This is a genomic window from Peribacillus sp. NPDC097895 (assembly GCF_050277555.1).
Lineage (GTDB): Bacteria > Bacillota > Bacilli > Bacillales > DSM-1321 > Peribacillus.
Map to the genome: position 1 here is coordinate 2,054,292 of NZ_JBNNSH010000001.1, position 12,671 is coordinate 2,066,962.

At 35.7% G+C, this 12,671-nt stretch carries 8 protein-coding genes and 1 pseudogene; 2 read left to right on the forward strand and 7 right to left on the reverse strand.

Going from position 1 to position 12,671, the window contains the following annotated elements:
* Positions 1 to 7: 7 nt before the first annotated feature.
* On the reverse strand, positions 8 to 1,471 hold the full coding sequence (locus ACQKMH_RS09825; protein ID WP_427587564.1) for a glycoside hydrolase family 32 protein: 1,464 nt from the start codon (positions 1,469 to 1,471) through the stop codon (positions 8 to 10).
* 21 nt (positions 1,472 to 1,492) lie between these two features.
* Positions 1,493 to 2,734, reverse strand: a complete 1,242-nt coding sequence (locus ACQKMH_RS09830; RefSeq protein ID WP_427587197.1) for an MFS transporter — start codon at positions 2,732 to 2,734, stop codon at positions 1,493 to 1,495.
* An 832-nt stretch (positions 2,735 to 3,566) separates the two neighbouring features.
* Between ACQKMH_RS09830 and ACQKMH_RS09835 the strand changes: the two genes are divergently transcribed.
* Entirely contained in the window at positions 3,567 to 4,541 is a 975-nt protein-coding gene (locus ACQKMH_RS09835) for a LacI family DNA-binding transcriptional regulator (RefSeq protein WP_427587198.1), read from the forward strand.
* A 280-nt stretch (positions 4,542 to 4,821) separates the two neighbouring features.
* Here ACQKMH_RS09835 and ACQKMH_RS09840 read toward each other — a convergent pair whose 3' ends face one another.
* From ACQKMH_RS09840 to ACQKMH_RS09855, 4 genes and pseudogenes are all read right to left on the reverse strand, one after another.
* Positions 4,822 to 5,154 carry an N-acetyltransferase family protein gene (locus tag ACQKMH_RS09840; protein ID WP_427587199.1) on the reverse strand — a complete coding sequence of 111 codons (333 nt, stop codon included), beginning with the start codon at positions 5,152 to 5,154 and terminating at the stop codon, positions 4,822 to 4,824.
* 864 nt (positions 5,155 to 6,018) lie between these two features.
* On the reverse strand, positions 6,019 to 6,996 hold the full coding sequence (locus tag ACQKMH_RS09845; protein ID WP_427587200.1) for a quinone oxidoreductase family protein: 978 nt from the start codon (positions 6,994 to 6,996) through the stop codon (positions 6,019 to 6,021).
* 772 nt (positions 6,997 to 7,768) lie between these two features.
* Positions 7,769 to 8,596: a dihydrodipicolinate synthase family protein gene (locus ACQKMH_RS09850; protein ID WP_427587201.1), complete on the reverse strand. Its 828-nt coding sequence runs from the start codon at positions 8,594 to 8,596 to the stop codon at positions 7,769 to 7,771.
* Between the two features lie 76 nt (positions 8,597 to 8,672).
* Positions 8,673 to 9,294 (reverse strand): annotated as a pseudogene (locus ACQKMH_RS09855) (FMN-binding negative transcriptional regulator).
* A 122-nt stretch (positions 9,295 to 9,416) separates the two neighbouring features.
* Here ACQKMH_RS09855 and ACQKMH_RS09860 point away from each other — a divergent pair.
* On the forward strand, positions 9,417 to 10,838 hold the full coding sequence (locus ACQKMH_RS09860) for a PLP-dependent aminotransferase family protein (RefSeq protein ID WP_427587202.1): 1,422 nt from the start codon (positions 9,417 to 9,419) through the stop codon (positions 10,836 to 10,838).
* An 812-nt stretch (positions 10,839 to 11,650) separates the two neighbouring features.
* Here ACQKMH_RS09860 and ACQKMH_RS09865 read toward each other — a convergent pair.
* Positions 11,651 to 12,547, reverse strand: coding sequence for an RCC1 domain-containing protein (locus ACQKMH_RS09865; protein ID WP_427587203.1), 897 nt, complete (start codon positions 12,545 to 12,547; stop codon positions 11,651 to 11,653).
* Between the last annotated feature and the right edge of the window lie 124 nt (positions 12,548 to 12,671).

Below are 12,671 nucleotides of genomic sequence, written 5' to 3' on the forward strand. Positions count from 1 at the left end.
TGTTATTTTATTTCCAAATGTCTTTTAGGTTCCAATAAGTTATTTCCTTGACTTGTACATCACCCTTCTCAGTAAATAACTCAATACCTAGTCTATCTTCATTCGGATAGATACGACTTGTCATGGTCGTTTGTCCATCATTCGCAAAGATTTCAATGGAAGATCGGTCAATAAATACACGTAGGGAAAGCTCTTGATTTGTCTCAAGTATTGTGTTTCTAACACCATTTTCCACTTTTCCTGACTTGGAGCAATCAAGTGTTAGCTGTTGTTTATCTAAGTGATACGTTAATACTGTTTCTTCTTGGTTAACTCCACGAATCTTTAGACCTACAGATTGAGCACTACAATTAGTTAAGTCAAACACAGCTTTCACTTCAAGTAAATCCTCTTTCGTTTCTACCAAATAGCTTTCAGAAATGGATTGATTTATACACTCATTGTGTTCAGAATCACGTAATAAGATTAATTCCTCAACAGGATTCATTAAAATCTTGTTATTATCCCCTAGCGTTATTTCGCGTGGTAATGTTAAGGCTCCACACCATCCATCTGTTTTTGTTGGCATGTTTGACTCCCACATATCCATCCAACCAATCGCAATTCGACGACCTTTATCATCTAATAGTGTTTGAACTGCATAAAAGTCATGTCCATTATCTAATTCAGTAAATGATCCATGAACAAACTCGTTTGTTTCGTAATTATAATCTCCAACCAAATAACCTGTTTGGAATAGATTATTATATAAATCTCCATTTGATTTAATACCTTGAGGTGAGATCAGTAGAATATATTTTCCATCTAATTCAAAGAAGTCTGGGCATTCCCACATATACCCAAGTGAGCCGTCACTTTGTGCAAGAACGCCAATGTATTCCCACTTCAGTAAATCATAAGAACGGTATAAAATAACTCTTCCGACATTCTCCTTCGTCGAATTTCCTAAAACCATGTACCAGGCATCATTGTGCTTCCACACCTTTGGATCACGGAAGTGATGTGCACTATCTATTGGTGGTTTAGCAATAACCGGATTTTCTCCAACTTTCTCAAATGTTATGCCATCGGTACTGACCGCAATATTTTGATTTTGATAGAAGAGATCTTTTTCTTTGTCTGTATAGTGATGTCCTGTATAGATTAGGGTTAGTTCACCATTATTATCAACGGCACTTCCTGAGAAACATCCATCTGTATCACAAGCATCCCCAGGAGCTAAAGCAATAGGCAAATGCTCCCAATGAATGAGATCTTTACTTTTTACATGGCCCCAATGCATTGGCCCCCAATTTGCATCATATGGATGGCATTGATAAAATGCATGGTATTCCCCTTTATACTGTGCGAAACCGTTCGGGTCATTAATCCAGTTAGCTGGGGCCATGATATGGTAACCTAATCGATAACGATTATTTATTTTCTTGTTTGCAAGCTTCAGTGCCTCTTCAGCCTTTTTAATTCTATTAATTGTTAACATAATAACATCCTCCTATATTATCTTTCGTAACCTTTCCACATTGCCATTTAAGCCTTTGCTTTCTTTAGAACCTAATAAAGTAAAGATTGAAATAATGGTAAAACAGAAAACCATGATTCCCATGATAAGATAGGTATGACGAAATCCTACACTGTCGTATAATCTACCTGCGAGTGGTGAAAGAATAGATGCACCTACCTGAGAGGCAAATTGGAAACCAACTAGATAGAGCACAGAAGATAAACGTGTATCAAAATTCGCTGCTAAATATTTAAAAATAGCAATTAGCATAATAGGCAATTCTAGAGCATGAATTAATTTCATGGAAGAAATTCCGATTGGTCCAACAACAATTCCAGAACCGATGATTCGGAAGGACATTAAAAATCCTGCTAGAATTAAACTATTCTTTACACCAAACTTTTTTACGATAAACGGTGCAAGAAACATCATTCCAGCCTCTAAAAATACTTGAAATGAGTTTAGGTATCCAAATACTTGATTGCCTAACGCTTCAGTCGGAAATAAAGATGCGTAATAAAGAGGGAATTGCTGATCATAAACACTGTAGATACATGTCACCCCAATAATGTACATCATGAAAAACCAGAAATCTTTTAATAGAAAAAGATGTCCAACATCTTTTAGATTAATAGAGTTGGCTCTATTCATTTCTTGATCTGTCATTTCTATTTTCACAGACATAATAATGGCCACTAATATGATGGCCGAAACAGATGCAACCCAGAAATTGATATTTGGATTAATATTAAACAGCTGTCCTGCGAAAAATGTAGCTGCCGCCCACCCTAGAGAACCCCACATTCTTGATTTTCCATATTCGAAATCATATTTACGGCTAATCTTTTCAATATAGGATTCAATCGCTCCAATCCCTGCTAGAAAAGCAACTGCTAAATAGATTCCTCCAACAATTGCGCCCCAAAAGACATTGTATTTTAATAATGGTCCATAGATGAAAATATAAAATGGTCCTACAAATACGAGCAGCAAACTAATAAAAGTTAATACATTTTTCTTTAAACCTATTTTGTCAGATATATAACCATATAGTGGCTGCATACATAAGGCGAAGATAGCGTTTACAGAAAAGATAATACCTGTAGCTGACCCACTTAAGTTTATTTCTTGTCCTAACCAAATGGAAAATAAAGAGTAACTAGAAGACCAAGTAAAAAAGAAAAAGAAAAAGTACCCACTTAACATCCAATACAGAGTTTTTGAACCTTTCATCTTAATCGCTCCTTTAACTAGACATGTGTAAGAAATGAATAACTACTTGACGATATGAAAAAGAAGAAGTAGAAATGTGAATTTTAACTCCATTCATGGTTGTCGATTTTTAATGATGATACACTCTCTATTTAATACCTGTACCTGAACCACCAATCCCCTCTAAAATATAACGCTGAGCCACATTATAGATAATAATCAATGGAACGGTGGATATCGTCAGTACAGCCATGACTTGATTCTTCATACCTTTCACTTCCCCCTCATTATGTCTTTCGTTTTAAACAATGTTGTATAATAGCGCTTTCAACAAATTGTATGTCAACCGGTTGCATATGTCAATCGGTTGACATGTATTTTTTTTGAAAAATCAAACATTAATTTTCATTGGTAACGGACAGATGATTATTTTTGTGTAAAATGATAAAAAATATCATCAAGGAACGACACATCATTTAAAATGATCGTTAATCATTATAATTCAGTTACAAAAACTTCAAGTCAACTGTAATTAATCTCTAACTCTTGCACATATTAGTACTTTTCTCTAAAATAGGTGCGTGATCAGACTAATCTGAAATTATTTTATTATAGGGTTTTCCTAGTAGGTGACAGATTATGATATGCTATTAAACAGTTTATTATTGAATTTTTCATTTTTATCACCTTTGCTCTTTATACAATATTGATTCTAATGTTTAATATCTCTGTGAACCAACTGAGAAAATCTCAGTATTCAATCAATGGACAAAAACATGTAAACTTTATTCAAATGAGTAGTTAAAAAAGTTAAATAAAATGGATGTTTCTAAATAAGGTAGGAGGACATGAAATGAAGCCTAACATTCACGATGTGGCAAAAATTGCAGGTGTTTCATCAACAACAGTTTCCCGTGTATTAAATAACCGCGGTTACATAAGTGAAAAAACAAAAGAAAAGGTTTATAAAGCGATGGAAGAGATTAATTATTTTCCAAACGATTTAGCCCGTTCTCTATTTAATAAACGAACTAATTTAATAGGACTAATTATTCCAAATTCAAGTAACCCATTTTACGGTGAACTAGCCTTTCATATTGAAAGCATCTGCGCTTCATTAGGCTATAAATTGTTACTTTGTAACAGCTTAAACCGTATAGATAAAGAAGAAAAATATTTAGAAATGCTCATACGTAATCAGGTAGATGGAGTAGTCGTTGTGACATATAATCGAGGTATACTAAATTATGAGAAGCAGAATCTTTCTGTTGTAGCGATTGACCACTATTTATCGAAAAACATCCCTGTTGTTGGCTCTGACAATTATGGCGGAGGAAAACAAGCTACAGAATTATTATTAATGAAAGGTTGTCAGTATATTGTTCATATAAATGGACCAATTGAGTTGGAAACACCAGCAAACTTAAGAAGAAAAGCGTATGAGGATGTTATGAAGGAACATGAGAGACTACCAATTACATTTGAAGTTTCACCTCATCAAAGTCATCAAGAAGTAATCTCCAAGCTTTTTGATGAACATCCAGAAGTAGATGGGATCTTTGCAAGTGATGATTTAATCGCGGCATCTGTTATAGCTGAATCTAAAAAACGCGGAAAAGATATACCAACTCAATTAAAAATTGTCGGTTATGATGGAACAGAAGCCGTTCAAGTTTTACTGCCAGAATTGACAACCATACAACAACCAATTGATTTAATTGCCAAGACAGCAATTGATATTTTATTAAAACAAATTGAAGGTGAATTTAACAATTTTCCGTTTGAGACATATCTGCCTGTTAAACTTTTAGAAGGTGGAACGACTTAATTTTTTGTATTTGTATGATGGTTTTTGGAGGTGTCAAAACCGGTTTTGGTGCAAATACAAAGACGAATAGAAAAAAATTGTAGATTCACTCTAAATAGATAGTTATAAAAAAGAAACTGTATTACTTGAAGGGAGTCAGTTCACGTATTTTCTGGAAAAATGTGTACTTTCACGATTAATATGTAATTAAGCAGCATGCTAAAAACCCCTTAGGTCTCAAGGGGTTTAATGTCTTTCGTTTTTATTGTTTATGTATAGAAATAACGGGTTTTATTGTCTTCTAATACTTCAACAAAAACTCTATTGAAACTCCTATTCCTTGATATTCTTTAAGGAGATAAATAGATGTTAAATCACCAGAATTATTGACATTATTATTTTCTCTTTTTCCGCAATCTGCAAATCCTACGATTTCTCCCTCATTATTTTCTGCGACAAAGACATAATTTCCTTCTTTGGAGATATTACTATTCCACGCGTCAGTTCGCTGGTCATATGATAATTTCTTTAAAAACTCATCTGGAATAATGTTTTTATAAGTAGATTTCCAACTATCAACGTGTACTTTTGCAATATCTTTTGCATCTCCAAGCGTAGCTTTTCTTATATACATTGGATTCACCTCTTATAAAAATAATGACCAAAGTATATATTCCATTTAATTACAAATAATCCTTCTCTTATTAAACTAAACTGCCCCTATAGTTGCATAAGAAAAGGAGCTGCTGATCAGCTCCTGGTAATGAAGTAAAGCACCCTTTAGTTCAAGACAAATTGGGGTACGCAACGATTCGTTCTTTTTTGGGCCACTCACAAAAAGCTGGGGAGAATTCATTTATTTTGTTGTTGAATTTACCTTAACTTTTTTCTTTAGTGTTCACTTACAACAAAGTTGTTTAATTTTAATATTCCATACATTACACCGTTCGTAAATGGGACAGTTTTCAAAAAAATAGTTATTTAATTATCTTCACCCTGTACTCATTTTTACAAAAAATAAATAACAATAAAGTCGGTTAAATCTGCTTAAGCTTCAACAATTGCGCCCGATTCTGGAATATTGAAATATGGAAAGGCTGCTTGATTGATTTAACAACGTTGTGCAGTGACAATAAAGTCGTTTAAAAATAAGCTGTTCAAGGCATATTCTTACGTAAGTAATGGTCTCGATTCTTACCTTAAAGTTGTTTCATTTTGCACTGTCAACAAGACTGCATGATGCTCATTTAGGAAATATAATTGTTTGAAAAAACTGTGGAATGCGGGTTTTTGTGGTCATTAGCCACCTCGAATATCTGACATTTTTTAGGAAATATCTTGCATTGAAATTGCTATCGTTTTCTAAGTATGGTTCACGTCAAAGTTACGTTTATGGGGATCATGTAAGACCTACTAAATGGTTGACAGTTGGTCGATGAAGCAGGAAACTTCCGCCTCTTAGGCGGTGAGTAGTTCACCTATTCAAAACAGGTATTGTTTATTTCACCCGAAGCACTATTTTTCCCTTGGATGTCCGATTTTCGATACTCTCATGAGCTTTTGCTACTTCAGATAAATCCAGTACTTCTGTTACATCGACCTTCACTTCGCCACTTGCCACATAAGAAAGGGCTTTTCGTGCTGCTTGTGCAACGATTTTTGGATGGTACACACTTAGTAACTGTAGATTAAATCCAAGGACTGCTTTGCTACTAAACCAAAGTTCATTCGCAGATGGGGTAACGTCTGCTGCTTCACTTGCATTGCCCATGACAACCAATCGTCCTAATGGGGACAAGAGAGATAATCCTGTTGTTCTGGCTTCTCCTCCTACTTGATCAATGACAATATCTATACCACTACCTGCAATAGTTTGTGCGTATTCATCTCGTAAATAAACTTCGTCATAGCCTAAACTTTTGGCATATGCTACTTTTTGTTTGCTTCCTACTACTCCAATCACCCTACCTGCTCCAAGGGCACGGGCCATTTGCCCGATCGCACTTCCTACTCCACCAGCGGCAGCATGTACCAGTACCGTTTCGCCTTTTTGTAAATGTGCCACACTGGATAAAATCATCATGGCGGTCGTTACATTGGATGGATATGTTGCTGCTACTCGCATATCTACAGTTTTTGTTTCTTGATCCAACGGGATAACCAAATCCTCACTCACTTTCACTACCTCTGCATATCCACCTCCATTTACAATTGTTAGAGCTGCAACAGGTTGACCTACTCTTACTCCCATTACTCCTTCACCGATTTCTCGAATTGTTCCAGATACCTCAATTCCCGGAACAAATGGAAGCGCTAAATCCTCTACAACACCTTTGCGAAATAATACCTCCGCATAGTTAACACCTGCATAAGCAACATCAATTGTTACTTCTCCAATCCCAGGTTGTGGAGTTGCTACTTCTTTCTGTGTAAGTACGGATGCTTCTCCAAATTGTGGAATGATAATAGCCTTCATTTTTTCTCTTTCCCCTTTCGCTTGCCTGATAATTACTAGGCATTTTTTGTTTAATTTCTTTTCTATGATTTTATTCTAATAGCTACCAATATTATTACGAGTTTTTCGTTATACTAGTATTATCAGTAACACCTTAAGGAGAGAAATCTGGATGGAAAACAGAAATATAAAAGTGCTTGGGGAGTTTTTAAATTCACGACGAGCAAAGATTTCTCCTGATAGGCTACATGTTTCGACTGGCATGAGAAAACGAATTTTTTAAATAGAAGCATTATAAACCAGAGGTGATTTTCTCCTAACTGGCTCTAAATATGATTGCTGGCTGCTTACACCTAAAATGTTTTTAATGGTTCTGCAACGGACTAACATTCTTACACCTATGTTAGTTAGATTTTTTTTACGTACTATCCTGCCTTTATTGTCACCTTAAGAGGTAATTTGCGCTTATTTTAAGTGTTATTTTAAGATGCCTCATATTCCCCAACCCTTAATTCAATAAATTTACATTTACCATTCTATGCTAATTCTGTTAAAAAACATATCCCTTATTGAACTATCCTGCCCCGTTAGCTCTATAAGAAAAAAGAGCTGCCTAAGCAGCTCCCTTATTGAAGTAAAGCACCCGTCAGTTCATTAAGAAAATCGATTCTTATTAAAGAATAGAACCCTTTAGTTGAAGAACCTTGAGTAAGTAAAATAAATACCTACCCTTATAAAATGGGGCTAACTTTGTAGTAATCACACAAGTTTAAGAAAATAATGATCTATCTAATTAAATTATTCCAACTGGACTCCTGCAAATTCCCATTGGAATTCCCTTTTGATTAATACTTTTCTTTAGGTTTACTAAAGGTGACCCTTGATAAACTTGTTGAATGATGGTTTCTATCTTTACTCTTTCTTGTTGAGTAATATTTTTTTTCGTAAGCATTTTATTAAACCATTGACTGATTTCCATAGGTGAAATATTTCCAGCGATTGAAGAAAGACGATCAAATCCCTGTAATACTTTTTCCTCTAATTCCACTTCTCCACCAGCATAAAAATGAAAGTTGTTTCTGTTAATATCGTTTTTTAGTAGTCCAACTTTTTCTTTATTGCCAGCTTCTTTTAATCCAACTACTAATTCTATCTTACTTAACTCAATAATACTGTTTACTGATAAATTAAATCCAGTTCTTTTTGGATTGTTATATAAGATAGTAGGCTTATTACTAAGATTAATAATGGTTTTTGTATAAACTAATGCCTCTTCTTGTGTCGGTAGAACATACGGTGGATACCCAAGCAAAATACCTGATATTTTTGTAGTACGAATCTTTTTAGCTAGTTCTTCTGCTTCTTTTTGTCTAATAGATGACACCCCAAATAAAATTTCCATATTATTAATAAGTTCTTCTGCCAATACCAAACTGTTTATTATTTCAATTTTCTCTTTAAGGTTCAGACTATGCTGCTCACCAGTAGATCCAGAGACAAGAACAGACTTTACTCCTTGTTTATACAAATCTCTTATATGATCTATTGTCCCCTGAATATTTACAGATTCATCTTCAAAAAATGCAGTTGGCACAGCAATGTGAAATGTTTCTTTTAGCATAATACTATCTCCTTTATCCTTTTTTATCTCTACTTCAACTTACCTGCACCGTTACTGGAAGATCGTTTCAAAGACCTTATTTTTTCTTAAGTAGGTCTTTTTGCAGATAATCTTTCATATAAGATGCAATCTTTCGCTCATCCTCACTTTCAAATTTCTTTAGTTCTTGAATAACAAGCTTTCTCCGTTCGATTGAATGGTTCTGACTCAATTTCGCTTTTCCCTCTTTTTTTAATCTTGATTTTAAAACCCACAACGCCTTTTGTCATACCTTCCAGATATCTTGCATCGACTTCGTCTAATTGATAAGAACTGTCAGGTACTTCATATTTTTTTACTAAATCACTTAAAGATTCTTTTAATTCATCATCCTCAACAATTTCAACTTTCCCATATACATGGATTGCTAAATAGTTCCAAGTAGATACCGCTTGATTTGACTTATATCAAGAGGAAGAGATATAACAATGAGGGCCATGAAAGATTGCAAGAACATTTTGATTGTGAATGTCCTTCCGTTGAGAATTTGCTCGAGCGAGGTGACCATATAAGTATTCCTTATCTTCATCAATCATTAAGGGAATATGAGTTAAAGGTTCACCCTCATGTTGAGAGAAAAAAGTCACAAATCCTTACTCTTGAATGATGCCATAAATAATTTCATCATCTTCAATTTTAACGTGCGATGGGATGTACATTAGAACACACTCCTTTGCTTTTGTGATCACCAAAATGTAAACTTATTATAATAAAACAACTGGCATTATTAAAAGCGCCAGTTTATAAACATTTTAAAGAGCCAGTTTATAAGGAGGTTAATATGCTAGAAATAACGCCAACCTTAGATGTTGGAAAAAAAGAGCCCATTTATATCCAACTTTATGAGTATCTTAGAAAAGAAATACAAAGAAAAAATATCCCCCCTCACAGTAAGTTACCTTCTCAAAGAAATTTGGCAGATTATTTAAACGTGAGTCGTAACACGGTTGATGCTGCTTACCAACAACTTGTTGCTGAAGGTTATATTAGAAGTGAAGAAAGAAAAGGATTGTTTGTTGTAGAGATAAAAAATGACCTCTTCCTTATAGATTCTAACAACAACGATATGGATAAAACTGCAAATAGGGGATTTGATCATCTGGAAGATCAACCACCAAAGATTGAATACGATTTTAAGTATGGGGATGTAGATTTAACCCATTTTCCATTTAAGTTATGGCGTCAATTGACCATGAAAAGTCTCGCTGCCGAACAAGACCAACTGTTATTGTATGGAGATCCACAAGGAGAATTTGAACTTCGAAAACACATTGTTAGATACCTTTATCAATCTAGAGGAGTTAAATGTTCTGAAGATCAAATTGTCATTGGAGCAGGTACACAATACCTATTAAGCATGCTATGTAAAATGATTGGTAGAGAATTAGTTTATGGTATAGAAGAACCGGGTTATGACCGAGTACGCCTTATTTTTAAGGACTATGGAAGAACAGTTAAGCCCATTCATCTTGATAAAAATGGAATTAATGTTACTGAATTAACAGAGAGCGAAGCGAAAGTTGCCTACGTCACTCCTTCCCATCAATTCCCTTTAGGAACCGTTATGCCAATATCACGGCGCTTAGAATTGATAGAATGGGCGAAGGAGAAGGGTGGATATGTCATCGAAGATGATTACGATAGTGAATTTCGATACGAAGGAAAGCCTATTCCATCGCTTCAAAGCCTTGATCTATATGGAAATGTTGTATACATGGGGACTTTTTCCAAGTCACTAATTCCATCTTTGCGTTTGAGCTATATGGTACTTCCAACAAAGTTGTTAGTAAAGTACAATGAAAACTTTATTGGTTATATGCAAACTGTTTCAAGATTACATCAACATACTCTAAAGCTCTTTATGGAAAGTGGCCAATGGTCAAGGCATTTGAACAAAGTAAGAAATATTTATAAGAAAAGGCATAACGCTTTACTTACATCTATTAAAGCTAACATGAATGATCGGGTCCAAATAATTGGTTCAGGTTCTGGTTTACACGTGCTCTTGAAACCCCAGAATAACATGACAGAGAAAGAGCTCATCGCTACTGCTAAAGAGAAGGGAGTTTTAGTGTATCCAGTGTCCTCATTTTATGAGCGACCACCTTCTCAAGAATATTCTCAAGTGCTTCTTGGATTTGCCAGTTTAGATGAGAATAGGATTCATGAAGGTGTTCACTTACTTTCCAAAGCTTGGTTCTAACTAATGCCACTACCTATAAACATAAGCATACAAAAAGATGAAGAACCAATAAAGTCATTGGCTCTTCGATTTTCTTAGAACATTATAGTCTACCTAACTTCACCTGACTGTTAAGGCATTTATTATAGTCTCTTATTAAGCAACTGCCTGTTAGTTCTAGAAGACTTACTCCATTATATGGCCCTTTAATGGAATAACATGACTGACGTTTTTAAACAACTTTATTATGTTTTAAACGACTTTATTGTAAATTAAACAACTTTAATGTCACTTAACAGAATTCCTTATGGAACTAACCTGCCCCGTTAGTTCCATAAGAAAAAGCTGCCTTTAAGACAGCTCCGATCTACAGCTAACGCACCCGTTAGTTCAAGAAAAATTCATCTTAAATTCACTGAAACGTCTTTTTAATTCTTTCTTTAAACTCTTTAAACAAATAACCAAAACCAATAAATATAAATACAAAGGAAACAAATTCAACGATTTTAGAAGGATAATAGTATCCAAAGAAAGTAAGAAAATAAAATAGAAAACCAAATGATATATAAATTGATGCAATAAGCTGCCTCATAGTCCCCAATCCTTAATTTAACAATTTTAATAATTACCAATTTACTCTGATTTTGTTAAAAATAATATATTTCTTATGGAACTATCCTTCCCCGATAGTTGCATAAAGAAAAAACTGCCTTAAAGACAGCTTTGATCTTCAGCTAATGTACCCGTTAGCTGAAGAAGGAATTTTTACCTTTTATGTTTAATCCTTTTTTAAATTTACTAGTTGCAGGAACTGTATCCTTTTTACCCGAAAACTAATTGCCGGGCAGTTGGATGCCGCGTCTGCCGCTTACATCGCATTGGCCATATTCATTATCACCCACAGCAACCACCGTGCCGTCCGATTTTAGGCCGATGGTATGAGCGCAACCCGCCGCAATTGCTACAATATCGCACCAGTCACTTACATTGCATTGACCATACTCATTCCAGCCCACAGCCGCCACAGTACCGTCCGATTTTAGGCCGATGGTATGACTACTTCCCACCGCTATCGCCACAATACCGCGCCAGCCGCTTACATCGCATTGGCCTACCTTATTTTGACCCACAGCAACCGCCGTGCCATCCGATTTAAGCCCAACAGTATGAAGATAACCCGCCGCAACCGCCACTATGCCGCGCCAGTCGCTTACATTGCATTGGCGATACCTATTATTACCCACAGCCGTCACCGTGCCGTCCAATTTAAGACCGATGGTATGCCAGTCACCCGCCGCGACCGCCACAATATCATGCCAGTCGCTTACATTGCATTCACCTTCATTATTTCGGCCCACAGCTACCACCGAACCATCCGATTTAAGCCCAATGGTACGACGCCAACCCGCCGTAACCGCTACAATATCGCGCCATTCGTTTACTTCGCATTGGTCATGCTTATTCCAACCCACAGCCGCCACAGTACCGTCAGATTTAAGACCGATTGTATGAGCATTACCCGTGTTCGTCGCCATATGAACATTACCAGCCGCGACCGCCACAATATCGAGCCAACAGCTTACATTACATTGGCCATATTTATTATCACCCATAGCCGTCACCGTTCCGTCAGATTTAAGACCAACGGTATGACGACGACCCGCCGCTATGGTATCTTTAGGCCACCGTTTCACCTTTAACGCCGCTTCTTTCGGTGAAATGTAATCCATTTTTTACCTCCTTGAAAACAAGACCTATTTTATTATTATTGTATCACTTTTGCTTGTTATACTAACCTGCCCCTTTAGTTCCATAAGAAAAAGCTGCCTTAAGGACAGCTCCAATCTTCAGCTA